22 protein-coding genes and 1 pseudogene are annotated in these 26,740 nt (G+C 71.8%); 12 read left to right on the forward strand and 11 right to left on the reverse strand.

Going from position 1 to position 26,740, the window contains the following annotated elements; genetic code table 11:
- Positions 1–20 precede the first annotated feature (20 nt).
- Together ACZ69I_RS17155 and ACZ69I_RS17160 are read right to left on the reverse strand one after the other, a co-directional pair.
- Complete coding sequence (locus ACZ69I_RS17155) at positions 21–983, reverse strand: zinc-binding dehydrogenase (protein WP_467671220.1); 963 nt, start codon at positions 981–983, stop codon at positions 21–23.
- A 118-nt stretch (positions 984–1,101) separates the two neighbouring features.
- Positions 1,102–2,316 (reverse strand): NAD(P)-dependent malic enzyme, encoded by a 1,215-nt coding sequence (locus ACZ69I_RS17160; protein ID WP_470832978.1) that lies wholly within the window; start codon positions 2,314–2,316, stop codon positions 1,102–1,104.
- A gap of 667 nt (positions 2,317–2,983) precedes the next feature.
- On the opposite strand from ACZ69I_RS17160, the gene ACZ69I_RS17165 reads away from it, so the two are divergent.
- The 3 genes from ACZ69I_RS17165 to ACZ69I_RS17175 are packed head-to-tail and all read left to right on the forward strand — an operon-like array spanning position 2,984 to position 5,687.
- The gene (locus ACZ69I_RS17165; protein ID WP_470832980.1) at positions 2,984–3,940 is read left to right on the forward strand and encodes an ABC transporter substrate-binding protein; all 957 of its coding nucleotides are present in this window, start codon (positions 2,984–2,986) and stop codon (positions 3,938–3,940) included.
- A 41-nt stretch (positions 3,941–3,981) separates the two neighbouring features.
- On the forward strand, positions 3,982–4,926 hold the full coding sequence (locus ACZ69I_RS17170; RefSeq protein ID WP_467671214.1) for an amino acid ABC transporter permease: 945 nt from the start codon (positions 3,982–3,984) through the stop codon (positions 4,924–4,926).
- Positions 4,926–5,687, forward strand: coding sequence for an amino acid ABC transporter ATP-binding protein (locus tag ACZ69I_RS17175; RefSeq protein ID WP_467671212.1), 762 nt, complete (start codon positions 4,926–4,928; stop codon positions 5,685–5,687). Before ACZ69I_RS17170 ends, ACZ69I_RS17175 begins: the two co-directional genes overlap by 1 nt.
- Before the next feature lie 126 nt (positions 5,688–5,813).
- Here the strand turns inward: ACZ69I_RS17175 and ACZ69I_RS17180 are convergent, their stop codons facing one another.
- Entirely contained in the window at positions 5,814–6,599 is a 786-nt protein-coding gene (locus ACZ69I_RS17180; protein ID WP_470832981.1) for a class I SAM-dependent methyltransferase, read from the reverse strand.
- Between the two features lie 92 nt (positions 6,600–6,691).
- Between ACZ69I_RS17180 and ACZ69I_RS17185 the strand changes: the two genes are divergently transcribed.
- Complete coding sequence (locus ACZ69I_RS17185; protein WP_467671208.1) at positions 6,692–7,342, forward strand: CGNR zinc finger domain-containing protein; 651 nt, start codon at positions 6,692–6,694, stop codon at positions 7,340–7,342.
- Here ACZ69I_RS17185 and sodX read toward each other — a convergent pair.
- A complete protein-coding gene (gene sodX / locus ACZ69I_RS17190; RefSeq protein WP_470833150.1) occupies positions 7,225–7,659 on the reverse strand; it encodes a nickel-type superoxide dismutase maturation protease in 435 nt (144 codons plus the stop codon). The two genes, ACZ69I_RS17185 and sodX, sit on opposite strands and share 118 nt — an antisense overlap.
- A 144-nt stretch (positions 7,660–7,803) precedes the next feature.
- Here sodX and sodN point away from each other — a divergent pair, with 144 nt between their 5' ends.
- The 3 genes from sodN (at position 7,804) to ACZ69I_RS17205 (ending at position 9,930) form a co-directional block, all read left to right on the forward strand.
- On the forward strand, positions 7,804–8,199 hold the full coding sequence (sodN, locus tag ACZ69I_RS17195; RefSeq protein ID WP_078075133.1) for a superoxide dismutase, Ni: 396 nt from the start codon (positions 7,804–7,806) through the stop codon (positions 8,197–8,199).
- 179 nt (positions 8,200–8,378) lie between these two features.
- The gene (locus ACZ69I_RS17200) at positions 8,379–9,122 is read left to right on the forward strand and encodes an ANTAR domain-containing protein (protein WP_470832982.1); all 744 of its coding nucleotides are present in this window, start codon (positions 8,379–8,381) and stop codon (positions 9,120–9,122) included.
- 76 nt (positions 9,123–9,198) lie between these two features.
- Entirely contained in the window at positions 9,199–9,930 is a 732-nt protein-coding gene (locus tag ACZ69I_RS17205; protein ID WP_470832983.1) for an ANTAR domain-containing protein, read from the forward strand.
- Positions 9,931–9,954: 24 nt separating this feature from the next.
- Here the strand turns inward: ACZ69I_RS17205 and ACZ69I_RS17210 are convergent, their stop codons facing one another.
- Both ACZ69I_RS17210 and ACZ69I_RS17215 read right to left on the reverse strand, forming a co-directional pair.
- Positions 9,955–10,626 carry a response regulator gene (locus tag ACZ69I_RS17210; RefSeq protein WP_470833152.1) on the reverse strand — a complete coding sequence of 224 codons (672 nt, stop codon included), beginning with the start codon at positions 10,624–10,626 and terminating at the stop codon, positions 9,955–9,957.
- Positions 10,626–13,151: a sensor histidine kinase gene (locus tag ACZ69I_RS17215; protein WP_470832984.1), complete on the reverse strand. Its 2,526-nt coding sequence runs from the start codon at positions 13,149–13,151 to the stop codon at positions 10,626–10,628. Before ACZ69I_RS17215 ends, ACZ69I_RS17210 begins: the two co-directional genes overlap by 1 nt.
- Before the next feature lie 118 nt (positions 13,152–13,269).
- On the opposite strand from ACZ69I_RS17215, the gene ACZ69I_RS17220 reads away from it, so the two are divergent.
- Positions 13,270–14,457, forward strand: coding sequence for a lysostaphin resistance A-like protein (locus ACZ69I_RS17220; RefSeq protein ID WP_470832986.1), 1,188 nt, complete (start codon positions 13,270–13,272; stop codon positions 14,455–14,457).
- Positions 14,396–16,238: pseudogene (locus ACZ69I_RS17225) on the forward strand (GTP-binding protein). The gene ACZ69I_RS17220 and the pseudogene ACZ69I_RS17225 overlap by 62 nt, the downstream one beginning before the upstream one ends.
- Positions 16,239–16,303: 65 nt before the next feature.
- On the opposite strand, the gene ACZ69I_RS17230 reads toward ACZ69I_RS17225, so the two are convergent.
- Positions 16,304–17,275: a sigma-70 family RNA polymerase sigma factor gene (locus tag ACZ69I_RS17230; protein WP_470832987.1), complete on the reverse strand. Its 972-nt coding sequence runs from the start codon at positions 17,273–17,275 to the stop codon at positions 16,304–16,306.
- A gap of 79 nt (positions 17,276–17,354) precedes the next feature.
- Between ACZ69I_RS17230 and ACZ69I_RS17235 the strand changes: the two genes are divergently transcribed.
- Entirely contained in the window at positions 17,355–17,831 is a 477-nt protein-coding gene (locus tag ACZ69I_RS17235) for a carboxymuconolactone decarboxylase family protein (protein WP_470832988.1), read from the forward strand.
- Positions 17,832–17,937: 106 nt separating this feature from the next.
- Complete coding sequence (locus tag ACZ69I_RS17240) at positions 17,938–18,870, forward strand: aminoglycoside phosphotransferase family protein (RefSeq protein ID WP_470832990.1); 933 nt, start codon at positions 17,938–17,940, stop codon at positions 18,868–18,870.
- A gap of 134 nt (positions 18,871–19,004) precedes the next feature.
- Here ACZ69I_RS17240 and ACZ69I_RS17245 read toward each other — a convergent pair whose 3' ends face one another.
- From ACZ69I_RS17245 to ACZ69I_RS17260, 4 genes are all read right to left on the reverse strand, one after another.
- On the reverse strand, positions 19,005–19,634 hold the full coding sequence (locus ACZ69I_RS17245) for an HAD-IA family hydrolase (protein WP_470832992.1): 630 nt from the start codon (positions 19,632–19,634) through the stop codon (positions 19,005–19,007).
- 618 nt (positions 19,635–20,252) lie between these two features.
- The gene (locus ACZ69I_RS17250; RefSeq protein ID WP_470832994.1) at positions 20,253–20,903 is read right to left on the reverse strand and encodes a GNAT family N-acetyltransferase; all 651 of its coding nucleotides are present in this window, start codon (positions 20,901–20,903) and stop codon (positions 20,253–20,255) included.
- A gap of 248 nt (positions 20,904–21,151) precedes the next feature.
- Entirely contained in the window at positions 21,152–22,339 is a 1,188-nt protein-coding gene (locus ACZ69I_RS17255; RefSeq protein ID WP_470832995.1) for a family 2 encapsulin nanocompartment cargo protein polyprenyl transferase, read from the reverse strand.
- Between the two features lie 111 nt (positions 22,340–22,450).
- Complete coding sequence (locus ACZ69I_RS17260; RefSeq protein WP_470832996.1) at positions 22,451–23,857, reverse strand: family 2B encapsulin nanocompartment shell protein; 1,407 nt, start codon at positions 23,855–23,857, stop codon at positions 22,451–22,453.
- Between the two features lie 188 nt (positions 23,858–24,045).
- On the opposite strand from ACZ69I_RS17260, the gene ACZ69I_RS17265 reads away from it, so the two are divergent.
- A complete protein-coding gene (locus ACZ69I_RS17265) occupies positions 24,046–26,655 on the forward strand; it encodes a bifunctional lysylphosphatidylglycerol flippase/synthetase MprF (RefSeq protein WP_470832998.1) in 2,610 nt (869 codons plus the stop codon).
- The last annotated feature ends 85 nt before the right edge of the window (positions 26,656–26,740 follow it).

The raw sequence follows: 26,740 nt of genomic DNA on the forward strand, positions 1-26,740 counted from the left end.
AAGTTGACATGAGGTGGGGTTCAGACCTCCAGCACGATCTTTCCGAACTGCTCGCCCGAGGCAAGGCGTTCGAAGCCCTCGCGGGCCCGGTCCAGGGGCAGCACCTCGTCGACCACCGGCCGTACGCCCGTGGCCGCGCAGAAGGCGAGGAGGTCCTCCAGCTCGTCCTTGGTCCCCATCGTCGAGCCGACCACCTTGAGTTCCAGGAAGAAGATCCGGGTCAGCTCGGCGTGCGAGGGGCGGTCGCCGCTGGTCGCCCCGGAGATGACGAGCGTGCCGCCCGGCTTCAGGGACTTGACCGAGTGGGACCAGGTCGCCGCGCCCACCGTCTCGATGACGGCGTCCACCCGCTGCGGGAGCCGCGCGCCCGCCTCGACCGCCTCGACGGCGCCCAGCTCCAGCGCCCGCTTGCGCTTGGCCTCGTCCCGGCTCGTCGCGAAGACCCGCAGTCCGGCCGCCTTGCCGAGCACGATCGCGGCCGTGGCGACGCCGCCGCCCGCGCCCTGCACGAGGACCGAATCCCCGGGCCGGACCCCGGCGTTGGTGAAGAGCATGCGGTACGCGGTCAGCCACGCGGTCGGCAGGCAGGCGGCTTCCGCGAAGGACAGTTCCTTCGGCTTGGGCAGCACGTTCCAGGTGGGGACGGCGACGCGTTCGGCGAAGGTCCCCTGGTACTTCTCGGTGAGGATGGAGCGGCCCTCGCGGGGCCCGACGCCGTGCCCCGACTGTCCGATGACGGAGTGGAGCACCACCTCGTTCCCGTCCTCGTCGATGCCGGCGGCGTCACAGCCGAGGATCATCGGCAGCTTGTCCTCGGCCAGGCCGACCCCGCGCAGCGACCACAGGTCGTGGTGGTTGAGCGAGGCGGCCCTGACGTTCACGGTCGACCAGCCGGAGCGCGCCTCGGGGGCGGGCCGCTCCCCCAACTCGAGGCCGTCGAGCGGCTGGTCACGGTCGATACGGGCAGCGTAGGCAGCGAACATGAGGCGACCCTAGGCGGCAGCGGCGCCCCGGCGGAACCTCGTACGGCTGTGACACGCGCCGCGCCCCCTGCCGCACGAGGTGCACGGCAGGGGGCGCGGTGGAGGCTCGGACCCGGTGTCAGCTCCGGGCCACGCCCTCGGCGCGGGCGGCGGCGGCGACCGCCGCCGTCACGGCCGGGGCGACCCGCTCGTCGAACGGCGAGGGGATCACGTAGTCCGCGGAGAGCTCGTCCCCGACGACGTCCGCGAGGGCGTCGGCCGCGGCGATCTTCATGCCCTCGGTGATGCGGGAGGCCCGCACCTGGAGCGCGCCCGCGAAGATGCCGGGGAAGGCGAGGACGTTGTTGATCTGGTTCGGGTAGTCCGAGCGCCCGGTCGCCACCACGGCCGCGTACTTGTGCGCGACATCGGGGTGGACCTCGGGGTTCGGGTTGGCCATGGCGAACACGAAGGAGTTCGGCGCCATGGAGGCGACGGCCGGCTCGGGGACGGTGCCGCCCGAGACGCCGATGAAGACGTCGGCGCCGTCGAGGGCCGCCTCCAGCGAGCCGCTGATGCCCGCCTTGTTGGTCAGCTCGGCCAGCTCGCGCTTGACCGGAGTGAGGTCGTCCCGGTCGCGGCTCACGATGCCCTTGCGGTCGGCGACCGCCACGTCGCCGAGTCCCGCCTCCAGGAGGAACTTGGCGATGGCGACCCCGGCCGCACCGGCGCCGGAGATGACGGCGCGCAGCTCGCCGAGCGAGCGCCCGGTCAGCTTCGCCGCGTTCCGCAGCGCGGCCAGCGTCACGACGGCCGTGCCGTGCTGGTCGTCGTGGAAGACGGGAATGTCGAGCCGCTCCTGGAGCTTGCGCTCGATCTCGAAGCACCGGGGTGCCGAGATGTCCTCCAGATTGACGCCGCCGAACGACGGGGCGAGGCGCACGACCGTCTCAACGATCTCGTCGGCGTCCGTCGTCGCGAGCGCGATCGGCACCGCGTCCACGCCGCCGAACTGCTTGAAGAGAATGGCCTTGCCCTCCATCACGGGGAGGGAGGCCTCGGCGCCGATGTCCCCGAGACCGAGCACCGCGGTCCCGTCGGTCACCACGGCGACGACATTGGATTTCCACGTGTAGTCGTGGACGAGCTCCGGCCGCTCGGCGATCGCGCTGCACACTTTCGCGACGCCGGGCGTGTAAGCCAGGGACAGGTCGTCCTTGTCGCGGACCGGCACGGTGGCCTGCACGGCCATCTTGCCGCCGCGGTGCAGCGCAAAAGCCGGATCGAAGGGCTCGTCCGCGCCCTCGTGATCCGTACTGCTGTCGCTGCGAGGATTGACGATCTCCGCTGCCACTTGTCTGACCCCTTAAGTCTTATTCATCAGTTGAGGGTGTCCACTCCCGGTTGAGAAGTGGGCGGGCACCGCGTCCGTTCCCCGCCTGTCGGCGGAGGGAGGTACGGACACGCGGGCGCGCCGCACACGCGCCCTGGGCCCCGGATGAGGGGTGTAGCCAACCTTTGTACCCGAAGGCAGTGGGCACGGGCGAGTGACATTGGTTGCAGCATGCTTCGCAGACGTCCCTCGAGGCCGGGCCGAATGTCACTCGGCCGGGCGGGTGACCTCGCGGCGGTCGCGCCGGGGGCCGCCGGCCGCGCACATGAGGCGATCAAGAACCGCGTAACCGCTCTTTTCCGACATCGGGCTTCCGCCCCGTAAAGGAACACTCTCCACCGGTCACTATCGAGCGATGTCCGAATTCTCCGAATAGTGCACTCCAGCGGTCCGCATAGCGAGATTCACCGGATATCTCTTGGTTAACAACGATTCGATCCGACCCCCATACGCCCCTGCCGTACCGGGATCGTGCGATTCGAGGCTCGCCCGTTATCCGATTTTGACATCTCCGGCACCCAGAATCGGACGGTCCGAATGGCAAGATGCCGTCATCACACGAGGTCGCGACACCCGAAGGTGTGTGCCCGACTCATCGGCAACTCCCTCATCCGCCGGAGGACCCACCATGACCGCCAGCTCCATTTGTCGTAGGACCGCAGCGAAGTCCGCTAAGTCACGGATTACGGCGGTCGGCGCCATCGCGGTCGCGGGCACGCTGCTGCTTTCCGGCTGCGGCGACCAGACCAACGACAAGGAGAGCAACTCGGTCAGCAATGCCCCGCTCGCCGACAAGCTTCCGAAGGACATCCGCGACAAGGGCGTCCTCAAGGTCGGGTCCGACATCGCCTACCCGCCGGTCGAATTCAAGGACAAGTCCGGCAACACCGTGGGGATCGACCCCGACCTGGGCGCGGCGCTCGGCAAGCAGCTCGGGGTGAGGGTCCAGTTCGACAACGGCACGTTCGACACGCTCCTCGGCGGCCTGCGCTCCAAGCGCTACGACATCGCGATGTCGGCCATGACCGACACGAAGAACCGCCAGGAAGGCGTCGACGAGGAGACCGGCAAGAAGGTCGGCACGGGCGTCGACTTCATCGACTACTTCACCGCGGGCGTATCGAACTACACCAAGAAGGGCCAGACCCAGGGGATCGAGACCTGGGCGGACCTCTGCGGCAAGAAGATCGTCGTCCAGCGCGGCACCGTCTCGCACGACCTGGCCAAGGCCGAGTCCAAGAAGTGCAAGGGCGGCAAGAAGATCTCGATCGAGCAGTACGACAACGACCAGCAGGCCCAGGCCCGGCTGCGCTCCGGCGCCGCCGACGCGGGTTCCTCCGACTTCCCCGTGGCCGCGTACGCGGTGAAGACCTCGGGCGGTGGCAAGGACTTCCAGCTGGTCGGCGAGCAGGTCGAGGCCGCCCCGTACGGCATCGCGGTGTCCAAGAAGAACCCCGAGCTGCGGGACGCCATCAAGGCCGCGCTCGACGCGATCATCAAGAACGGCGAGTACGGAAAGATCATCAAGAAGTGGGGCGTCGAGGACGGCGCGGTCAAGAAAGCCAAGGTCAACGGCGGCAAGTGATCCACCTCCCCCTCCCTCCCCGTCGCTGAAAGGCCACTCACGTGACCCCCGACATCTCCAAGAAGGGCCCGGCGGACGACGTCCCCACGGCCCGCACCGCGGAGGCCATCAAGGCCATCCCGGTCCGGCACTTCGGCCGGTACGTAGCCGCCGTCCTGGCGATCGGCGTCCTCGCCTCGATCGTCTTCGCCTTCGCGCAGGGCGACATCAACTGGGGCGCGATCCCCGACAACTTCTTCGACGAGCGCATCCTCAAGGGTGTCCGCGAGACGCTGATCCTCACCTTCCTGTCGATGCTCATCGGCGTGGTCGGCGGTGTGCTGCTGTCGATCATGCGGCTGTCGAAGAACCCGGTGACCCAGTCGATCGCCTGGTTCTACATCTGGTTCTTCCGCGGCACGCCGGTCCTGGTCCAGCTCTTCGTCTGGTTCAACCTCGGCTTCGTCTTCGACTACATCAACCTCGGTCCGATCTACAAGGACGAGTGGTCGGACTTCATGACGCCGATGCTGACGGCGCTGCTCGGCCTGGGCCTCAACGAGGCCGCGTACATGGCGGAGATCTGCCGCGCCGGTCTGCTCTCGGTCGACGAGGGCCAGACCGAGGCGGCGCACGCGCTCGGCATGAGCCACAACAAGACGCTGCGCCGCGTCGTACTGCCGCAGGCCATGCGCGTCGTCGTGCCGCCGACGGGCAACGAGTTCATCAACATGCTGAAGACGACGTCGCTGGTCGCGGCCGTCCAGTACTACGAGCTCCTCAAGTACGCCCAGGACATCGGCACCTCGTCGGGCGCGACGGTGGAGACGCTGCTGCTCGCCGCCTGCTGGTACCTGATCATGACGTCGATCCTCAGCGTCGGTCAGTTCTACCTGGAGCGGTACTACGCCCGCGGCTCGTCCCGCTCCCTGCCGGACACCCCCTTCCAGAAGATCAAGGCCAACATGCTGTCGCTGAGCAACCGCGGCGCCGGAGGTGTGCGCTGATGACCGCCATGGTGAAGGCCGAGGGCGTCCACAAGTCCTTCGGCAACGTAGAGGTCCTCAAGGGCATCGACCTGGAGGTCGAGTCGGGCCAGGTGTTCTGCCTGATCGGCCCGTCCGGCTCCGGCAAGTCGACCTTCCTGCGCTGCATCAACCACCTGGAGAAGGTCAACGCCGGGCGGCTGTACGTCGACGGGAACCTGGTCGGCTACCGGCAGAAGGGCGACAAGCTGTACGAGCTCAGGGACAGCGAGGTCGCCCTGCAGCGCCGGGACATCGGCATGGTCTTCCAGCGCTTCAACCTCTTCCCGCACATGACGGCCCTGGAGAACGTCATGGAGGCGCCGATCCAGGTCAAGGGCGTCGCCAAGGCGCAGGCCCGGGAGCGGGCCGGTCAGCTCCTGGAGCGCGTGGGCCTCGGCGACAAGGCGGGCAACTACCCCTCGCAGCTCTCCGGCGGCCAGCAGCAGCGCGTGGCGATCGCCCGCGCGCTCGCGATGGACCCGAAGCTGATGCTCTTCGACGAGCCGACCTCCGCGCTCGACCCCGAGCTCGTCGGCGACGTGCTCGACGTCATGCGCGACCTCGCGGAGTCCGGCATGACGATGGTCGTCGTCACGCACGAGATGGGCTTCGCCCGCGAGGTCGGCGACAGCCTCGTCTTCATGGACGAGGGCGTGGTGGTCGAGTCGGGCCACCCGCGCGAGGTCCTGACCAACCCGCAGCAGGAGCGGACGCAGTCGTTCCTGTCGAAGGTGCTGTAGCGCTTCGCCGATGGGGCGAGCGCGAAGGGGCCGGTACGGATTCCGTACCGGCCCCTTCGGCGTGCCCTGTCAGGGGCCCGGGGAACCGCGCGACGGGCCCCCACCGGGGCCGCGGCCGGAGTTCCGCTACTTGAGACCGAGAACCATCGCGTCGGAGGGCGACGCCCACACCGTCCGCGCCTCGCCGAAGCCCGCCTCGCGCAGCGTGCGCGCGTGCCACTCGGGCGACGGGGTGTCGCCGTCCGCGTGTTCGCCGTAGATCTCGAACCGCTTGGCCGTGGGCTCGGCGAGCACCGGGTCCTCGGCGGCGAGCTGCCACCATTCCTTCCAGTCCACGGCGCCCTCGGCCTTGGCGCGGTCCATCCGGGCGTGGCGCTGGGCACGGTCGGCCTCGTTCAGACGCGGCGTCGCGGGGTCGGGCATGTGGTCGGCGTTCATGAAGACGCCGCCGTCCCTGACGAGGCCCGCGACCTGGCCGTAGAGCGTGGCCAGGGGCTCGCTGAAGAGCCAGTGCAGCGCGGTGGCGGTCAGCACCGCGTCGTACGAGTCGTGCGGCAGCGCGGCGGTCCAGTCCGGGTCCTTCAGGTCGGCGGTGACGAAGGTGACCCGGTCGTCCCCGGCGAAGGTGCCCTCGGCGATCGTGAGCAGCGCGGGGTCCAGATCGACGCCGACGCTCGTCGCCTCCGGGAACCTCTTGAGCAGCCGGTCCGTAATACTTCCCGTACCGCACGCCAGATCGAGGACGCGCGGCGCGGTTCCGACCACGGCCTCGACCATGTCGAGCATGATCCCGAACCGCTCCTCGCGGTCGGGCAGGTACCACTGCTGCTGCCGGTCCCAGCTGTCCTGCCAGGCGCGCCAGTCGGTGCCAAGCCCGGCGGCCGCCTCTGTTCCGGTCCCCGTATCCGTCATCAGAACCCCTCCACTCCGTAATACCCTGGTACCGCAATCGGCTATTACCGGCCGACGAGAATGACCATAGCCCGCCCCCGTAAGGACTACAAGTGGAACTGGCCTATTACTCGGACTACGCCGTACGTCTGGTCAACAGCGAGGAGCCGGGCCGCAACAAGGACACGCTGACGTCCGTCGAGGCGATCAGGGAGCTCTTCGGGCCGAGCACGCAGATGGCCCGGCGCGCGACGGACTCCGACGTCACCCGCTTCCGGTCCGTGCGGGGCAGGCTCCGGGCGGTCTTCGAGGCGGCGGACGGCGGCGACGAGACGCTCGCGGTCGACCTCCTGAACTCACTGCTCCTGGAGTTCCCCGTCAGCCCGCAGATCTCGGGCCACGACCACCGGGACGACGACGGGCGCCCGCTGTGGCACATGCACCTGGCCGACCACCCCTCGAACGCGACGGCGGGGTACGCCGCGATCGCCGCGATGGGGCTCGCCTTCCACCTCACCGAGCACGGCGTGGAGCGCCTCGGCCTGTGCGAGGCCGCACCGTGCCGCAACGCCTACCTCGACACCTCCACGAACCGCTCCCGGCGCTACTGCTCGGACCGCTGCGCGACCCGCGCCAACGTCGCCGCCTACCGCGCCCGCAAGCGCCTGGAGACCGAACGTTCCGCCACGACCGGCCGTACGGCACCCACCGCCCAGCGCGCCAGCGTGAGCGGCGAACGGCGCCCGGGCGCCGGCGGGCGGTAGCGGAACCACACCTTCCCCAGGACGAGTTCCTCGGGAACCACGCCGTAGTCCGTACTGTCCCCGCCCGCGAAGGTGTTGTCGCCGAGCACCCACCAGCCGCCCTCGCGCCGCTCCTTGGCCCGCTTGACGACCAACAGGTCCTGCTGGAAGGGGTGGCGCAGGATCACCACGTCACCCGGACGCACGCGCGCGCCCCACCGCACGAGCAGACGGTCCCCGTGATGCAGCGTCGGCACCATCGAAGGGCCCGTCACCTCCGCCGCGCCCCACGGCACAAGGGCCCTTCCGCGCTCGCTCTCCTGCGACAGCTCCGGCATCACCGGCACCTCCCCGGTCCTATCCTCCACCAGTCCCAGTCTGACCCTGGACTTTTGTCCTAAGCCCATGGGGGCACTCGCGAAAACCCGTCTCTCACGGAGTAATGTCCCACCTGAGAAGACGATCACGAGGAGGACAGCACCATGCTTTCCCGCCTGTTTGCCCCCAAGGTGAAGGTCAGCGCCCACTGCGACCTGCCCTGCGGTGTGTACGACCCGGCCCAGGCCCGCATCGAGGCGGAGTCGGTCAAGGCCGTGCAGGAGAAGATGGCCGGCAACGACGACGCGCACTTCCAGGCGCGCGCCACGGTCATCAAGGAGCAGCGCGCCGAGCTCGCGAAGCACCACGTCTCGGTGCTCTGGAGCGACTACTTCAAGCCCCCGCACTTCGAGAAGTACCCGGAGCTGCACCAGCTGGTCAACGACGCCCTCAAGGCCCTCTCGGCCGCGAAGGGCTCGACCGACCCGGCCACGGGCCAGAAGGCGCTGGACTACATCGCGCAGATCGACAAGATCTTCTGGGAGACCAAGAAGGCTTGATCCTCACCGGGCCACCGACCCGCCCTTTCGCGGGTCGTGCCGCCCGTCCGACCGCACCCGGTCCGCAGGCCGCCGTGAGAACGGCGTGCACGGCGGTCCGGGTGCGGTCTTTCGTTTCACGCGTCCCCCTGCCGGCCTGTGGGAAGGTGGACCCGGGTCACCCTGGGAGGTGTGTGAGCATGCTGGAACCGCCACGCGAGGAACAGCTCGCGTCTGCGTTCGTCGACCTCGCCGACACCCTGGTACGGGACTTCGACGTCATCGGCTTCCTGCACACACTCGCCGAGCACTGCGTGGCCCTCCTCGACATCGCGGCGGCCGGAGTGCTGCTCGCCACCCCGGACGGCCGGCTCGTGGACGCCGCCGCCTCCGACGAGCGCACCCGCCTGCTGGAGTTCGCCGGCACCGAGTGGGACGAGGGCCCCTGCCGGGACTGCTACCGGACCAGGACGCAGATGTCCGACGTGCCGCTGGGGACCGAGGCGGCCCGGGAGCGGTGGCCCCGGTTCGCGCCCAGAGCTGTGGAGGCGGGCTTCACCTCGGTCGTGGCCGCCCCGCTGCGCCTGCACGACCAGGTGATCGGGGCGCTGAACCTGTTCAGGGACCGGCCGGGACCGCTGGACGCATCGCAGGTGCGGCTCGGCCAGGCGCTGGCCGACACCGCGACCATCGGTGTCCTGCAACAGCGGGCGGTGCGTGAGCAGATGACGGTGTCCTCGCAACTGCAGGCCGCCCTGGACAGCCGCATCATCATCGAACAGGCCAAGGGCTACCTGGCGCACCGCCGCGACACCGGAGCCGAGGAAGCGTTCACGCTCATGCGCCACTACGCACGCAGTCACCAGATGCGTCTCACCGAGGTCGCCCGGCAGGTCCTCCAGGGCACCGCCGACACCTCGCTCCTCACGCGGCGCGACCCGTGAAGCGTCGGCCCATCGGCGCTGCCCGCTGGGCCGGACACCGGCTGACCTGCACGGCGCACGGAACGGAGCGTGTTCGGTGACCCACCCGGTGATGGCCGACTACCTGCGCGCCCTCAGCTCGCACGAGGGGCCCGGTCTCGCACCCCTGCCCCTCGCGGCCTGCGCCGACATGCTCGGACTCGACGGCCTCGGCCTGGTGCTGACCCCGGGGGACGGCCCCGCCGAACTGGTTCAGTCCCACGGAGAGCGCACGCTCGCCCTGGAGGACCTGCAGCAGGTCCAGGGCCAGGGCCCCAGCCTGGACTCCGCCCGCCACGGAGCGCTGATCCTGCTGCCGGACGTGACCGACGGCTCCGCGTTCGCACCCCAGCACTGGCCCGGCCTGCCGGTCGCCATGGAGGCACTGGGCGTCTGCGCGGTGTTCTCCTTCCCGCTGCGCATCGGGGTCATCTCGCTCGGCGCCCTCACCGGCCACCGCACGCGCTCCGGCCCGATGACCACCGGTCAGCTCACCGAGGCCTTCCAACTGACCGAGACCATCGCCCAGATCACCATCGCCACCGCCACCGCCACCGGGCTCGAGCGGACTCCGCTCCTCGACGATCCCGGCCTGCACTTCGCCGAGGTCCACCAGGCCACCGGCATGCTCGCCGCCCAGCTCGCCATCGACTGCGACCACGCCCTGATCCGGCTGCGCGGTTACGCCTACAGCCACGACAGGCCCCTGCTCGACGTCGCCCGCGACGTACTGGGGCGCAGGCTGCGCCTGGACAGGGACGACGGCGGGGACGGGTACGGCTCGCCCTGATCCGCGCGACGCGTCGTTCGGCGGTCAGTACGTGTTCCGGGGCCGGGCGAGGCCCAGGTCGTAGGCGAGGATCGTGGCCTGCACGCGGTCGCGCAGCCCCAGCTTGCTCAGCACGGCGTTGACATGGGACTTGACCGTGCCGGTCGTGACGCCCAGGGCGGCCCCGATCTCCGCGTTCGTGTGGCCCGCGGCCACCAGGGCGAGGACCTCGTGCTCGCGGGGCGTGAGGGCGTCGAGGAGTTCGGGGTCCGGGGCGGGGGCCGTGCCGGCGAAGGCGTCGATCAGGCGGCGCGTGACGGTGGGGGCGAGCATGGCCTCGCCCGAGGCCACGACGCGGATACCGGCGAGGAGCTCCTCGGGCCGCGCGTCCTTCAGGAGGAATCCGGAGGCGCCGGCGCGCAGGGCGTCGTGGACGTACGCGTCCTGGTCGAAGGTGGTCAGGACCAGCACGCGGGGGGCGGGGGCGGTGGTGCCGGGGGCGGTGGTGCCGGGGGCCGCCGTGAGCAGGCGGGTCGCCGTCAGACCGTCCATGCCGGGCATCCGGATGTCCATCAGGACGACGTCCGGTACGAGTTCGGCGGCCAGCTGCACCGCACGGGCGCCGTCCGCCGCCTCGGCCACCACGTGCAGGTCCGGCTCCGCGTCGACGATCGCCGCGAATCCGGCACGGACCACGGCCTGGTCGTCGACGACCATCACTCGGGTGGGCGAACTCCCTGCGGGGACATGGTCGGTGCCGGGTCCGGTGTCCGTACCGCGGTGGCCGGGCGCGCGCTCGGTAGTGATGGCGGTGCCTCCTTCGGGCTGTCGGGGGGTGTGGGCTTCTTGAACGGGCCGGGGGCGGGGGCGGGGGTGTGTACGGGGGCGGGGGCGGGGGCCGCGCCCGCGGGGCGGCCCGGGTTGGGGCCGGTGGCCGGGCCCGGCCCGGAGGCAGGTGCGGGGGCGGACCTCGCCGCCCCTGTCCCGTCCGGCCCGGAAACAGGTGCAAGACCAGGCCCCGCCGCCTCCCGGCCGCCCGGCCCAGAGACAGGCGCAAGGCCGGACCCAGCCGCCTCCCGGCCGCCCGGACCGGAAACAGGCGCAAGGCCGGACCCAACCGCCTCCCTGCCGCCCGCCCCAGAGACAGGCGCAAGACCAGGCCCAACCGCCTCCCTGCCGCCCGCCCCAGAGACAGGCACAAGACCAGACCCCGCCGCCTCCCTCAGCACCGCGAGAAGCCCCCGCATCGCCGCCAGACCCGCCCGCGCCGCGTCGGCGACCCCGTCCAGGTCGCCCGCCTCGGCCCGGACGACCACCGCCTCGGCGTGCCGCAGGACTTCGCCGCGCAGTTCCCCGGCGATGCGGCGGCGCTCCTCGTGCGCCTCGGCCACCGCCGACCACACCGTCGCCGTGAGCGCGTGGTCCTCCCAGGCCCTGACCCGCTCGCGCCGCGTCCGTACGCCCGCGCCGAGACCCCACAGCGCCGCCATCGGCAGCAGGAACACCGCCCCGAGCACCACCGCGAGGAACACCAGGACCCCGACGCCGCCGTCCGTCGCGAGGTCCTGGATGCCGTCGGCCGACGCGAGGGCGATCGAGGATAGGGACAGCCCCGCGGCCCCCACCGCCATCACCGGCCAGGTACGGCCGACCGGCCCGCCGAACGCCCCCACCGCGTACACCGCCACGCACTCCGCGGCCCCGCCCGCCATCAGCAGGCACAGGGCGACGGCGGGCGACAGCAGGCCGAAGGCGAGGCCGAGCGGCGCGAGCCATGCCGTGGCGAGGACCGCGCACAGCACCGCCCAGGGCGCCCGGCGTCGCCACAGCAGCGGGAGGGCGTGCGCGGCGGCCGGGCCGCAGGCCAGGGCGGTCGCGGTGGGGTCCTCGGCGAGGACCACGACGAGCGGGAGTGCGGCGGCGGCGAGGGCGACCGCCCCGTCGGACAGGTCGAGGCCGCGCAGCGCGGGGTGGCGGGCGGCCCGGTCTCGCAGGGCTCCGGTGGGGCGTGGGGCGTCCGGGGCGCGCGGCAGGCGGGCCCGCACCGACCACCCCGGGCCGTCGTCGCGCGGCCCCGCCGTCAGGGTGCCGCCGAGCGCGGCGGCCCGCTCCCGCATGCCCGCCGTGCCGCGCCCGGAGCCGAGCCGCTGCCCGGCGGGAAGGCGAGGCCCGCCGGTCCCGGTCCCACCCGACGAGCCCGCCCCGTCGTCCTCGACGGTCAGGTACACCGTACTGTCGGGTCCACTGGGCCCGTTCGGTTCACCGGGTTCGCCGAGTTCACCGGGTCCACCGGGCCCACCCGCCGCCCGGAGCCGGACCCGTACCGCCGCCTCGGGGGCGTACCGCAGCGCGTTGGTGAGGGCCTCGCGCACGATGCCGAACGCCGCGTCGGCGACCGGTCCCGTCAGCGCCGCCAGGTCCGGCGCCACGTCGACGGCGGGCCGCAGGCCCAGGCGGGCGAATCCGTCGGCCAGTTCGTCGACGCGGTCCCGCAGCGCGCTCCCCTCGTCCGCCGCCGCGGTCCGCGCCATCGCCACCAGGCGGTGCAGCGCCGCCAGCGTCTCGCGTCCGGTGTCGGCCGCGAACCGCAGGGCCTGTGCCCTCAGGTCGGGCTCGCGGTCGCCGAGCCGCAGCGCGGCGGCCGCGGTGACCACGACCGATGTGAGGTGGTGGGCGCTGACGTCGTGCAGGTCGCGGGCGAGACGCTCGCGTTCGGTGAGGGCGGCGCGGGCCCGTTCGGCCTCCGCCCGCGCGAGATCCCGCGCGGCGGCCCGGCGGCCGGCGAGCCAGCGACGCCGGGTGCGGCCCAGGCCCGCGACGGACAGGAAGAGCACGCAGTTGATGACGGCCTCGCCGCCCGCCTCGACCCCCGATTCGAGGTGTACCGCCGCACGGCCCGCCTCGCAGACGGCAAGGGCGGCGCCGACGAGGACCGCCGTCCGCCCCGGGCAGCGCACCGCCACCGAGTACAGGGCGACCAGCGGAGCGAGGCCGTGCAGGAGCGTCGCGTCCTCCGGGAGCGGCAGGCAGGCGAGCAGGGCGGCCTCGACGGCGAGCGCGGCGACGACCGGACGGCCGCGGCGCACACCGAGCGCCACGGTGACCACGACCGCGGCGACGAGCCCCGCCACCGGCTGGAGCACGCCCACCGGGTCGTCGTCGCGCAGGGCGCGGCCGGGCCAGAAGGCCAGCTGCTGGATCGCCAGCAGGACGGGCAGCAGCCAGTTACGTATCCGCTCCATGGTGGCCTCGATGATACGGAGGGGTGTCTTCCTGTCGGCCGCGTCTATCCCTGGTTGGAGAGCACGATCGTGCGGGCGGCCGACGCCACGGCCCGGCGCCGCCGGAATGCTGGTGCCCATGACCACGAAGCCCTCCGCGGACCGGCCGGCCCCCACGAACGAACCCGCGCACGGGCCGCACCACCCGTACGGGCCCCACGAGCCGACGGCCTGCGCCCCCGCCCCTCCGCTCCCCTACCACCGCCTCGCCCTGGCCACCGGCCGGCACGGCTGGTGGCGCCCGCTGGCCGGGACCGGGCTCGTGCTCGTCGGCGCCGTCGTCGCGTCACTGGTGGTGCTGCTGGCGGGCGAGGTGGCGGGGGCGGTCCTGGACCGGCCCGTCGGCAAGGACGGGTTCCGCGCCTGGGGCGGCATCGGGGAGACGGGGCAGGCGCTGCTGTCGCTCGCCCTGCTCACGCCCGTCGTCTTCCTGGCCGCCCGCTGGGCGCAACGGCGGCCCGCGGGCACCCTGTCGTCGGTGACCGGACGGCTGCGGTGGCGCTGGCTCGTACGGTGTCTGGGGGTCGGACTGCCGGTGGTCACCGCGTCGATGGGGCTCATGCTGCTGCTCCCGGAGCAGGCGGGCGACGGCGCGGACGCCATGGAGTGGGCGGGTTTCCCGGACTTCCTGCTCGGGCTCGCGATGGTGTGCGTACTCGTGCCGTTCCAGGCGTCGGCCGAGGAGTACGCGTTCCGGGGCTGGCTCACCCAGGCGGTCGGCGCCTGGTGCCGTTCGCCGTGGGTGGCGATCCTGCCGCAGGCGGTCCTGTTCGCCGCGGCCCATGGATGGGGTACGCCGTGGGGCTTCGCGGACCTCGTCGTGTTCGGGCTGGTCGCGGGCGTGCTGACGGTCCGTACGGGCGGACTCGAAGCCGCGATCGGCCTGCACGTGCTCAACAACCTCCTCGCGATGGGGCTGTCGGCCGCGATCGCCGGAGCACTCGCCTCCGAGGAGACGGCCGCGGACATGGAGGGGGCGGCCGTGGGCGTCGACGTGCTGGCGGTCTGCGCGTACGCGGCGGTCGTCCTGTGGCTGGCGGGACGCGGCACCCTCGTCCTTAATCATTTGCCGCGTCCGACCGCCGACTGCTGCACTGGGGGACGTCGGCAGGAGTCGGCGGAATCTGCGGAGGAGACGGAAATGCGGCGTTCGTGCATGTCCCACACGAATGGAATTCCCACTTCCGCAAAGGACATGACCGTACGTGCATGCAACTGCCCCGCAGATTCTGAATCTGGGCATTCTGGCCCACATCGATGCCGGTAAGACCAGCCTGACCGAGCGGCTCCTGTACACCGCCGGTGTCATCGACCAAGTCGGCCGCGTCGACGACGGAAACACCCGGACCGACTCGCTCGCCCTGGAGCGGCAACGCGGCATCACCATCAAATCCGCCGTCGTCTCCTTCGTCATCGACGCCCCGCAGACGCACGGGGGAACGGGCGGCGTCACCGTCAATCTCATCGACACCCCCGGCCACCCGGACTTCATCGCCGAGGTGGAGCGGGTCCTGAGCGTGCTCGACGGCGCCGTGCTCGTGGTCTCCGCCGTGGAGGGCGTGCAGGCGCAGACCCGCGTCCTGCTGCGGACGCTGCGGCGCCTGCGCATCCCCACGCTGATCTTCGTGAACAAGACGGACCGGGGCGGCGCCCGTTACGAGGGCGTCCTGCGGCACATCACCGAACGGCTGACCCCGGACATCGTCCCGATGGGCACGGTCTGCGGCCTCGGCACGCGCGCGGCACGCTTCACGGCGTTCACCGCGCAGGACGCCGCGTCCCCGGCCGGGGGCGGCTTCACCGCCCGCCTCACCGAGCTGCTCGCCGCGCACGACGACGCGCTCCTCTCCGCGTACGCAGAGGACGCGACGCCCCTCCCGTACGACCGTCTCCGCACCGAACTGGCCCGGCAGACCCACCGCGCGCTCGTGCACCCGGTGTTCTTCGGCTCGGCGGTGACGGGCGTCGGCGTGGCCGAACTCATGGACGGCGTCCGGGAGTTCCTCCCGGCCTCCGCCGGTGACGCCGACGGGCCGGTCTCCGGGAGCGTGTTCAAGGTGGAGCGCGGGGCGGCCGGGGAGAAGATCGCGTACGTACGGATGTTCTCGGGCACGGTCCGTACGCGCGACCGTCTGGACATCGGTACCGCCGCCGACGGGGACGGAGTCCGTCGCGAAGGCAAGGTCACCGGCGTCAGTGTCTTCGACCGGGGCGAGGACGTGCCCGGCCAGGAGGTCCGCGCGGGCCGCATCGGCAGGCTCCGGGGGCTCGGCGACGTCCGGATCGGGGACGTGATCGGCGTACCGCGCAAGGGGATCGAGCCCGGCGGTCACTTCTTCGCGCCGCCCACCCTGGAGACGGTCGTCTCCCCGCTGGACCCCGCCGACCGGGGCGCCCTGCACCTCGCGCTCACCCGGCTCGCCGAGCAGGACCCGCTGATCGACCTGCGCCAGGACGCCGTCCGCCAGGAGGTGTCGGTCTCGCTCTACGGCGAGGTGCAGAAGGAGGTCATCCAGGCGACGCTCGCCGAGGAGTTCGGCCTCGACGTGTCGTTCCGTGCGACCACGACGATCTGCGTGGAGCGGGTCGTCGGCACCGGCTCGGCGTTCGAGATCATCGACAAGGACCCCAACCCGTTCCTCGCCACGGTCGGGCTGCGGGTGGAGCCCGCGCCGGTGGGCGCCGGTGTGCGGTTCCTCCTCGGGGTCGAGCTCGGCTCGATGCCGTACGCGTTCTTCCGCGCGGTCGAGGAGACCGTCGAGGAGACGCTGCGTCCCGCACACGCCGACGACGAACGGCTCGTCGTACCGTCTGGAAGGAGATATCCCCGCGCAGCAGGTGCACGCGCTGGAGCAGCTGCTGCCGGGACTGACGCGCGGCGAGGGCGAGTTGGAGTCCGCCTTCGACCACTACGAGCGGGTACGCGGCGGCACGCCACCGACCCGCGAACGGACGGACCACGACCCGCTCAACCGCAAGGACTACCTGCTGCGGGTGGTACGCCGGACGAACGGCGGCAGCGGCCGGGACGGCGTCGCCGGTCGGTGACGTCTCGGTCGTGGCCCCCGCCGCGCGCCCGGCGCGGGGCGGGGGTCATCGCCGCGCACGCACCACTAGCCCCCCAGCACCGGCAGGTTGAGCCGGTTCAGGCGCTCGCGGTCCGCGATGATGTTGATCTCCACGATCCTGCCGTCCACCACCGTGAAGGACCCGAGCGAGACGGCCTCGCCGTCGGGGAGCGCGACCAGGCCCGGCAGGCCGTTGACGAGCACCAGGTGCTGGTCCGCCGCGACCCGCGCGAACATCTTCGCCTGCCCGGCCACCACCGCGGCGCCCCGCACCACCTTCGACAGACCCGACGACAGCTCGCCGGTGTCCGCGCGCAACACGACGTCCGGGTCGAGGAGTTCGAGCAGCGCGTCGAAGTCACCGGTACGCGTGGCGGCCATCCACGCCTCGACGACCTCGCGCTGCTTGGCCACGTCCGTCTCCGCCGCCGGCGTGGAGCCCTGCACGCGGCGGCGCGCCCGGCTGGCCAACTGGCGCGTCGCGGCCGGCGAACGCTCCACGACCGGCGCGATCTCGTCGAACGGCACGGCGAACATGTCGTGCAGCACGAACGCGAGCCGCTCGGCGGGCGCCAGCGTCTCCAGTACGACGAGGAGCGCGAGGCCCACCGAGTCGGCGAGCAGCACCTCCTGCTCGGGGTCGACCGCGTCCACGCGGGTGACGACCGGGTCCGGGATGTGCGTCTCCCCGAAGGTCTGCAGCGAGGCGTCCAGGGAGTCCTCGCGGCGGGACTGCCGCGAACGCAGCAGGTCGAGGCAGATGCGGCCGACGACCGTGGTCAGCCAGCCGCCCAGGTTCTGCACCTGCCCCGGCTCCGGCTCCGCGCCGCCCGCCTCCGACCCCGCCCCCGTATCCGCCCCGGCCACGGTACGGCTCAGCCGGAACCACGCCTCCTGCACCGCGTCCTCGGACTCGCTCAGCGAGCCGAGCATGCGGTACGCGACCGCGTTCAGACGCGGCCTGTGCTCCTCGAACCTCGCCGCGAGCGCGACCTGTGCCGATCCGTTCTCGTCCATCTGTCACTTTCTCCCGTCGCGGCCCGTCATAGGTATGACGGGCAACCCCACACATACGTGACAACCGAGGAGAACAGTAATGATCATCGGGATGAGGAATCCGACCGAGGTCCTCCCCGACGTCGCGCCGGCCCTCCGGAGCCTGTGGGAGAGCACGCGGGCCGCGGGCGTGCCCGAGGCCACGCTCGCCCTCGTCCACCTGCGCACGAGCCAGATCAACGGCTGTGCCGCGGGCGTCGAACTCGGTGTGCGCGGCGCCCTGCGGAACGGCGAGAGCGACGAGCGCCTGCACGCCGTGGCCGCCTGGCGCGACACCTCCTGCTTCACCGGCGCCGAGCGGGCCGCACTCGCGCTCGCCGAGCACGCGGCGCGCCTCGCCGACCGCCCGGACGCCGTCCCGGACACCGTCTGGAACGAGGCCGCCGCGCACTACGACGAACGCCAACTCGCCGCGATCGTCCTCATGATCGGCATGACCAGCCTCTTCAACCGCCTCGACATCACCACCCGTCGGCGGGCGGGCGAGGGCGCCGAGCCGAGGGGGGCGCGAGCCTAACGCCCGTGAAATTCGGTGGACCAGGGTTGCTGGAGCAGGTGAGATGAGGCATCCCACGCCATCCGAAGTGCCCAGCCTCAAAGAGGAGTTGCCAGAGTTGTCACCCGTGTCGTCGTCCGAGTTTCCGTCCGTGCAGATCGACGCCGACCTCGTCCGCCAACTGCTGGCCGAACAGTTCCCGCAGTGGGCCAACCTGCCCGTCGCGTCGGTACCGCTCCCCGGCATGGACAACGCGACGTTCCGACTCGGTGACGACCTGTCCGTACGGCTGCCGCGGTACGCCCGTTGGACCGGCCAGGTCGAGCGCGAGCAGCGGTGGCTCCCATGGCTGGCCCCGCAGCTGCCGCTCACGGTCTCGACACCGGTCGCCGCGGGACGGCCCGGACAGGGCTACCCCTTCCCCTGGTCGGTCTACCGCTGGCTCGACGGTACGGCCGCGACCACCGAGGGCCTCGCCGACCCGATCCGCACGGCACGTGAACTCGCCGCGTTCATCGGCACGTTGCAGGAGATCGACGCGACCGGCGGCCCCGCACCGGACCTGAGCAACGCCTTCCGAGGCGAGCGCGTGGGCACCGAATGCGACTCGCTGGCCGCCGACTCCCTCGTACGGTCCAAGATCGAGAAGCTGGACGGCATCGTCGACACGGGCGCCGTCACAGCGGTCTGGGAGGCGGCCCTCGCGGCGCCCGCCTGGGACCGCGACCCCGTGTGGCTGCACGGCGATCTCGCGACCGGCAACCTCCTCTCCGTCGACGGTCACCTCAGCGCCGTCATCGATTTCGGCACCCTTGCCGTGGGTGACCCCGCCTGCGACCTGATCCCCACCTGGATGTTCCTGCCCGCCGAGGCGCGGGAGACCTTCCGCGCGGAGGTGGGCATGGACGACGCGACGTGGGCCCGGGCCCGGGGCCTGGCACTCGCCGGGTCGCTGCCGGTGCCCGACGACCCGTTCTTCGCCATCCCGGCGCGGGTGACGGCGGCGCTGCGACACCTGAACGCGGTGCTGGACGACTTCGCGGAGCACGGGGGCTCGTAGGGGCGATGGAGCGGGAGGGCGCGCCCGTGCCTTGAGGGCAGGTTCAGGCCAGGCCGCCGGGCCAGGCCGGTTCAGGCCAGGCCGCCGGGTCAGGCCGGTTCAGGCCAGGTCAGGTCAGGTCAGGTCAGGTCAGGTCAGGTCAGCGGGGCCAGTGCCGCCCGGAGGTCCTCCGGTTCCCGGTAGAGCAGGCCGGTCATCCCGAGGGCGACGGCGGCGTCCACGTTCTCCTGGCGGTCGTCCACGAAGAGGCAGCGGCCGGGAGCGGTCCCGGCCCGCGCCGCCGCCGTCTCGTAGATACGGCGGTCCGGCTTGGTGATGCCGAGATCGGCACTGCTGACCACGTCGTCCAGCAGGCCCTCCGGCCCGGTCAGCCCCAGCAGGGCGAGGTCGTCGGCGAGCCACGGGGTCGCGTTCGTGACGAGCAGGACCGGCAGCCCGGCCGCGCGGACCTGCCGGAGCAGCCCCACGACCACCTCGTCGGCCCAGAACTTCGCCTCGGCCAGCGTCGTCCCGAGCTCATGCCCACGCGCCCGCGGCACCCGGTCGACGAGCCCGTCCGCGATCGACTCGATCCACCGCTCCTTGGTGCTCTCCCCGCGCATCAGCGGCATGTCGGTCGCGGGCCGGAAGGCCACCTCCGCCGTGCTGCCCTGCGGCAGGCCGAGCGAACGCTCCAGCTCCTCCAGCTCCGCCATGTCGTAGAAGCGGATCACGCCGTCGAGGTCACTCAGTACGGCGTCGAACGCCCGGCCGCAGCTCGTCATCCCACGTGTTTATCACGCTGGCACCACCGCCCCCACAGGCCTCCTCCCCGAGCCACACCCGCCGTCCCGCCCCGCTCGATCCTCGTCTCGACCGATACCGGACACGCACCTCACCCACCCCGGCGCGCACGCGCGTCTGGTTCTCACCCACGGCCTCGTACCGCGACTTGTGCGGCTCGATGCGTGCCCGGTCTCGGTCGACACGGCGGCCGACCCGCGAGGCGTCACGTGCTGCCGCTGCCGCCCTCTCCGCGAGGAGCCGCGCTTCCGCCCTCGCCCCTGCCCCCGCGCGCGACGTACCTCCTGCCGTACCGCGGCCGGGGCCGCGACCGGAGCCGTTTGCCCTCCGCGCCTTCGCCGCCACCGGCCCGGCCACCCGATTCCTCGTCCTCATCGTCCTCATCGAGGACACATGCCTCACACTCCGCGTTGCGGCACGGCCCCGGGCCCCACACGGGGACGAACACCCCGAGCACCTTGCGCCGCCGGATCGCCGTACCCACCGGCCCTCCGCAGACCTTGCACACCGGCTCGCCCTCGTTCTGCGGCGCAAGGTCGGGCCGTGGCTCTTCGCTGCCCATACCTCCACGCTATTCCGATACGGCCGACCGAGCAGTCCTACGACGTCGACCTCTTCGCCGCCGCCCCCGGCTCCCGCCACATCGGCCACATCCGCGGACCGTCCGGCAGATCGAGCGTCGTACTCATGACCTCGAACCCCAGGCGTGCGTACAGGTCACGGCTCCGCGTATTGCTCGCCTCCAGGTACGCGTGCCTGCCCTCGCGATCGCACCGTTCGAGCACCGCGGCGACGAGCTCCGTCCCGAGCCCCTCGCCCTGCCGGTCCGGGTGCACGGCTATGAGGTGCAGGTATTCGTGCGCCCTGACGGTCGGATGGATCGCGTCCGTCAGCCGCCCGATCACCTCGACGCGCTCGTTGTCCGGATCAACGATCTGGCGCAGCAACGCCGGACCGTCCTCGCCCCCCTCGCCCTCGCCCTCGCCACCTTCCCCTTCCCCCGTCCCTCCGTCACCCACGGACACGGACCACCACAACGCCACGGCCGCGCCGTCCTCGGTGACGTCGACGTACCCCTCGTCGAGCGCGATGTCGAAGAAGGCCCCCATCAACCCACCGTGCAGACGCAGGCGCCGCTCCTCTTCCGGAAAGATCCAGCTGCTCACCGGGTCCTGCATGAACGCCGCATCGAGCAGCCGGACCACGCCTTCCCGGTCGCCCTCCCCGGCCCTCCGGATCGCCACGCCCACAGCCCGCCCCTCACCACTCGTCCGCTTCCGACGACGCGCTCACGGACCCGTCAACCCCTGGGCGCGGCACGTCGGTTGCAGCGTAAGTGATCGTCGGGCGTACACCGGAGGGCGGCTGGTCCCCCACGGCCCGGCGGGCCCGGACCTCCCCAGGCCGAGCCGCACCGGGCTGTGTCCCACCTCCTCACCCCAACGCCACCCATCTCAGGCCTTCATCCCGTCCCCCTATGCCCCCTCCCGTCCCCCTCTCAGTACGTACGCCGCGTCACGAACTCCGCGAGTGCCAGCAGGCCGCCCGCCGATTCCGGATCCGGCACCGCTCCGGCGAGTTGACCCACCGCCCTGGACATCCGGTCCGCCGCGTGCCCCTGCGCCCAGTCCCGACCCCCCGCCCGCTCCACGGCACGGGCCGCACGCGCCGCGAACTCCCGCCCGTCGCCTGCCTCTCCTGCCTCGCCTGCCTCTCCTGTTTCTCCTACCTTTCCTGCCCCTCCTATCCCTCCTACGTACAACTCGGCCAGTTCGGCCGCGGCCGGTGTGCCCGAGGCCAGGGCCGCGACGACCGGCAGGGACTTCTTCCGTGCCGCCAGGTCGGCGCCCGCGGGCTTTCCCGTGCGGCTGGGGTCACCCCAGATGCCGATGACGTCGTCGATGAGCTGGAAGGCGAGGCCCGCCTCCCGGCCGAACCCGTCCAGCGCGTCGGCCTCCTCCTTGCCCGCCCCCGCGTACACCGCCCCCAGCGCACAGGCACACCCGAGCAGTGCCCCGGTCTTGGCCTCGGCCATGGCGAGGCACTCCTCCAGCGTGACCTCGTCCGGACTTCGGGCCTCCAGCGCGGAGTCCGCGAGCTGGCCCGCGCAGAGCTCCACGACACAGGCGGTGAGCCGGGCGGCGGCTGCCGGGGCCCCCGGGTGGGGGTCCTCGGCGACCAGCCGCTGTGCCAGTGCCTGCAGGGCGTCGCCGGTGAGGATCGCGCCCGCCTCGCCGAACACGGTCCAGGCGGTGGGCCGGTGCCTGCGCGTGGTGTCGCGGTCCATCACGTCGTCGTGCAGGAGTGTGAAGTTGTGGACCAACTCCACCGCGGCCGCCGCCCGTACGGCCGCGGCGGGCTCCCCGCCGAGTGCGCGCACCGCGGTGAGCACGAGCGCGGGCCTGATGGCCTTGCCCGCGTTCCCCGAGGCGGGTGTGCCGTCCGCGTGCTCCCAGCCGAAGTGGTAAAGCGCGATCCGGCGCAGCGATCCGGGCAGCGAGTCGATCGCCCTGCGCAGTTCCGGATCGACGTGCGTCCGGGCCGACGCCAGAATCTCCGCGGCTTCGTGCCCCTCGCCCGGCCCGGCCCCCGGGCCACGCCCCGAGGCGTCCGCCGTCACGTCCGCCGATCCAGCCGTGCCCACCGTCGTCGCACCCGCCGTCGTGCCCGTCGTCATGTCCGTCATGGGCTCACCCCGTGAAGGATGAGGACGGTGGCGGTTCCTCGGCCTGTGGGCGCGTACGGAGGGGGTGTACCCCGCGCCGCGCCCGGAGACACGACGGCCGGCTCGGCCGACTCACTGCCATCGGCCGATCTCTACGTTCTCCAGGACGCCGAGCGCGTCGGGCACGAGCACCGCCGCGGAGTAGTACGTCGAGACCAGGTACGAGATGATGGCCTGCTCGCTGATGCCCATGAACCGTACGGACAGGCTCGGTTCGATCTCGTCGGGGATGCCGGTCTGGCGCAGGCCGATGACACCCTGCTCCTCCTCTCCCGTACGCATGCAGATGATGGACGTCGTACGGGCCTCGGTGACCGGGATCTTGTCGCACGGGAAGATCGGCACCCCGCGCCAGGTGGGGATCCTGGTGCCTCCCACGTCAATGGTCTCCGGGGCGAGCCCCCTCCCGTTGATCTCACGGCCGAACGCGGCGATCGCGCTCGGGTGGGCGAGGAAGAGCTTGGATCCGCGCCTGCGGCTGAGCAGTTCGTCCAGGTCGTCCGGGCTGGGGGCGCCGTTGTGGGGCTGGATCCGCTGTTCGTACTCGCAGTTGTTCAGGAGGCCGAACTCTCGGTTGTTGATGAGCTCGTGCTCCTGGCGCTCCTTGAGCGCCTCGACGGTCAGCCGCAGTTGCTGCTCGGTCTGGTTCATCGGCTGGTTGTAGAGGTCGGCCACGCGCGTGTGGATGCGCAGCACGGTCTGGGCGACGCTCAGCTCGTACTCACGCGGTGCCGATTCGTAGTCCACGAAGGTGCCCGGGAGCACGGCCTCGCCGACATGGCCGGCCGACAGGTCGATGGCCGCCTCGCCGTACCCGTTGGTGCGCTGGGCGGGGAGGGACCGCAGCTGCTGGAGGTGGTCGCGGAGCGTGTCGCTGCGCTCCGCGACCTGTTCGAGTTCCTGCCGGGGCAGGGTGAGGACCGTGCACGCGGTCACCGCACGCGCGGTGTACTCCCAGATGCTCTCGGAGTCGATGAGTGCCTGTTCGCCGAAGTAGGAGCCGTCGGCGAGCGTTTCGAGCACGGTGTCGTCCCCGTACGGACCCGCGCCGATCTTCTCGACGCGGCCGTGCGCGAGCAGGAACACCTCGTCCGCCTGGCTGCCGAAGGAGGCCAGGACCTCTCCCTCGGCGAATTCCCGCTGATGGCAGCGCTGCGCCAGCTCCCCCAGCACCTCCTCGTCCTCGAAGTCCCGCAGCACCGGCAGCTCGCCGAGCTCGGCCGGGATGACCTGCACGCGGTCGCCGGTCTTCACGAAGGTCACCCGGCCGTCGCCGACCGAGTAGCTCAGCCTGCGGTTCACCCGGTACGTGCCACCCTGCACCTGGACCCAGGGCAGCATCCGCAGCAGCCAGCGGGAGCTGATCTCCTGCATCTGTGGTGCGGATTTGGTGGTGGTGGCCAGATTCCGCGCGGCGGATGTGCCGAGACTCTGCTGCGGCTTCTCCGACTCTGTACGGATCTCTTCGCCTACCGACATTGGCTTTGCCCTCCCGAATACCTGCATGCGGTGATCTGCCCGCCCAAACTCTTCCAGCACCGAGCGTGGTCGCGCCATTACACAAACGAGCGGGAATGGATCACGCTTCCGCTGGGCAGTAGGTGCGTTTCCACCCGTTCGGGCCAACTCGGGAGGTGCCGGGCCGGGCAGCCTGGTGGGCTCGGGAGATGACCACCTCCGAGGCCGCCGGCACCGGTGCGCGGGAGCCGGCCCCGGCGGCGCCGGTCGCGCCGCCGGGCGAGCGCGGTCCGGTGCGCTGGCTGCGTGCCGTCGGCCGGGCCTTCGAACCGGTGCGGCGCGCGCCGGTGACCGTGTTCGTGGTCGTGGCGCTGTGGGCCGTGGGCTTCTTCACCGGGAGTCTCGGCGCCGGTCCGTCCCGCACCCTTCTGAACGACATCGGCGTGGGCGTGCCCGCCCTGGCCGAGGGTCGCTGGTGGACACCGCTCACCTCGATCCTCTGGTGCCCGGGCATCGGCAACTACATCGGTTCCACCCTGTTGTTGCTGCTCCTGGGCTCGGCGGCCGAGCAGCGCATGGGTTCCGTACGCACCGCCGTCGTCCTGGTCCTGGGTCAGGTCCTGGGCGCCCTGCTCGGCACCGGCGTCGTCAAGCTGGGCGCGCTGGCCGGTGAGGACTGGCTGGACGACCTCTCGCGCGGCCTGACGGCGACGCCCGGGATCGGCGCCTGCGCCGTCGGCGCGTTCCTCAGCTTCCGGCTCGGCGCCCTGTGGCGGCGCAGGCTCCAGCTGTGCCTGGTCGTGTTCCCGCTGATGCTCGCGCTGTACGTCGGCCATCTCCAGGGCGTGCTGCGGCTCGGCGGCGTCGTGGTGGGCCTCGGGCTCGGCTCCCTCGCGCACCGGCACACGCACCGGCTGCGGATGCCGCACGCCTCGCACTCCGAGGGGCGGGTGCTTGTGGCGCTCGTGGTGGCCGCCTCCGCCGTCGGCCCACTCGTCGCCACCCTCTACAAGGACTCGCTCGGCCCCTTCAACGTCCTCGACCTGTACGTCTCCGGCGGGCCCAGCCCCGAGGACATCGCGGACGCCTGCGTCCGGGCGGACAGCACGGACTGCGCGCGTATCCACGCCCAGGACCACTTCTACGACTCGCCCGCGATGCTCATGGGCATCGCCATTCCGCTTCTGCTGCTCGTGCTCGCCGAAGGGCTGCGCCGGGGCCTGCGGCTGTCCTGGCGGATCACCGTGGCCGCGCAGCTGGTGTGGCTGGGGCTCATGGCGTACCTGCTGAGCGACATCGCCTCGCACCCGGACCGGTACGTACTGGAGGGCAGCGACCTCTCCGACCAGAAGGCCGCGCTGATCCAGTCGGTCGTCGAGCAGATGATGCTGCCGCTGCTCGTCCTGGTGCTGCTCCTCCTCGCCCGGCGCCTCTTCGACCAGTGCCTTCCGCGGACCACCGTGACGTGGCTCGCGGGCGCCGTGGGCGGCACGCTGCTGCTGGCCTGCCTGGCCTACGTGGGCATCGGTTACGCGGTGCGCGGCCAGTTCACGCCTGACGCCACCCTCTCGAAGCTGGTCTCGGGCATCCCCGCCCAGTTCCTGCCGCCGAGCTACGAACCGTTCTTCTTCCGGGGCCGGGCCCCCGTACCGGTCGGCGGCACGGCGCTGTCCCTGTACGAGTACTGCGGGATGCTGTTCTGGGTGGTCACCCTGATCGCCCTCGTCGTGGCGTTCCGGCGGCCCCTGCTGCATGCCGACGCCGACGCGGCCACGCGCGCGCGTGCCCTGCTGGCCGCGCACGGCGGCTCCACGCTCTCGTATCTGACGACGTGGCCGGGCAACCACTACTGGTTCTCGGCGGACGGCCGGGCGGCGGTGGCCTACCGCGTGCATTCCACGGTGGCGCTCACGACGGGCGATCCCTTCGGGGAGACGTCCGCGCGCGCGGAGGCGATCGGCGGGTTCGCCGAGTACTGCGACCGGAGGGGCTGGACACCGTGCTTCTACAGCGTGACGGCCGACGCCAAGCTCCGTACGGACGCGCTGGGCTGGAGCTCCGTGCAGGTCGCCGAGGACACCGTCGTGCCGCTGCCCGAACTGGCCTTCACCGGCAAGAAGTGGCAGGACGTCCGCACGGCCCTGAACAAGGCCAAGAAGGAGGGCATCACCGCGGAGTGGCACACCTTCCCGGAGGCGCCCCTCGCGCTCACCGACCAGATCCGCTCGATCTCCGAGGAATGGGTCGCGGACAAGGGCCTCCCGGAGATGGGCTTCACGCTCGGTGGCCTCGACGAGCTCGACGACCCCCATGTGCGCTGCCTTCTCGCCGTCGACGAGGAGCGCACGGTGCACGGCGTCACGAGCTGGATGCCCGTCTACGGAGACATCGGAAAGGCCGCCGACGGCGCGCCCGCCCCGCCGGTGGGCTGGACCCTGGACTTCATGCGGCGCCGCTCCGACGGGTTCCGGGGCTCGATGGAGTTCCTGATCGCGTCGGCCGCGCTCGGCTTCAAGGAGGAGGGCGCCCGGTTCCTCAGCCTCTCCGGGGCGCCGCTCGCCCGCTCCTCCGACACCGGCGAGCCGCCCGCCGCGCTGCAGCGCCTGCTGGACTACGCGGGCCGCACCCTGGAGCCGGTCTACGGCTTCCGTTCGCTGCTCAACTTCAAGGCCAAGTTCCAGCCCCAGTACCGGCCCATGTACATGTGCTATCCCGACCCGGCGGCCCTGCCCAGCATTACGCGGGCGATCGGCAAGGCCTATCTGCCGCACATGAAGCCCGCCCAGGGGGTGCGTTTGATGCGCAAACTGACCTCCTAGACAGCGACTGACCCCGTGGACACCGAAACGCGGCCAGCGCACGGGCCGGGAACTCCAAGATCCGTACGACCGTTGGACCCATCAC

It is taken from the genome of Streptomyces sp. NPDC036815 (assembly GCF_055609205.1).

Bases quoted from the DNA above. Each gene is read 5' to 3' on its own strand.
- ACZ69I_RS17155 (WP_467671220.1), bottom strand. From the start codon at position 983: ATGTTCGCTGCCTACGCTGCCCGTATCGACCGTGACCAGCCGCTCGAC.
- ACZ69I_RS17165 (WP_470832980.1), top strand. From the start codon at position 2,984: ATGACCGCCAGCTCCATTTGTCGTAGGACCGCAGCGAAGTCCGCTAAG.
- ACZ69I_RS17175 (WP_467671212.1), top strand. From the start codon at position 4,926: ATGACCGCCATGGTGAAGGCCGAGGGCGTCCACAAGTCCTTCGGCAAC.
- ACZ69I_RS17180 (WP_470832981.1), bottom strand. From the start codon at position 6,599: ATGACGGATACGGGGACCGGAACAGAGGCGGCCGCCGGGCTTGGCACC.
- sodX (WP_470833150.1), bottom strand. From the start codon at position 7,659: ATGCCGGAGCTGTCGCAGGAGAGCGAGCGCGGAAGGGCCCTTGTGCCG.
- sodN (WP_078075133.1), top strand. From the start codon at position 7,804: ATGCTTTCCCGCCTGTTTGCCCCCAAGGTGAAGGTCAGCGCCCACTGC.
- ACZ69I_RS17200 (WP_470832982.1), top strand. From the start codon at position 8,379: ATGCTGGAACCGCCACGCGAGGAACAGCTCGCGTCTGCGTTCGTCGAC.
- ACZ69I_RS17210 (WP_470833152.1), bottom strand. From the start codon at position 10,626: ATGGTCGTCGACGACCAGGCCGTGGTCCGTGCCGGATTCGCGGCGATC.
- ACZ69I_RS17215 (WP_470832984.1), bottom strand. From the start codon at position 13,151: ATGGAGCGGATACGTAACTGGCTGCTGCCCGTCCTGCTGGCGATCCAG.
- ACZ69I_RS17220 (WP_470832986.1), top strand. From the start codon at position 13,270: ATGACCACGAAGCCCTCCGCGGACCGGCCGGCCCCCACGAACGAACCC.
- ACZ69I_RS17230 (WP_470832987.1), bottom strand. From the start codon at position 17,275: ATGGACGAGAACGGATCGGCACAGGTCGCGCTCGCGGCGAGGTTCGAG.
- ACZ69I_RS17235 (WP_470832988.1), top strand. From the start codon at position 17,355: ATGATCATCGGGATGAGGAATCCGACCGAGGTCCTCCCCGACGTCGCG.
- ACZ69I_RS17245 (WP_470832992.1), bottom strand. From the start codon at position 19,634: ATGACGAGCTGCGGCCGGGCGTTCGACGCCGTACTGAGTGACCTCGAC.
- ACZ69I_RS17255 (WP_470832995.1), bottom strand. From the start codon at position 22,339: ATGACGGACATGACGACGGGCACGACGGCGGGTGCGACGACGGTGGGC.
- ACZ69I_RS17260 (WP_470832996.1), bottom strand. From the start codon at position 23,857: ATGTCGGTAGGCGAAGAGATCCGTACAGAGTCGGAGAAGCCGCAGCAG.
- ACZ69I_RS17265 (WP_470832998.1), top strand. From the start codon at position 24,046: ATGACCACCTCCGAGGCCGCCGGCACCGGTGCGCGGGAGCCGGCCCCG.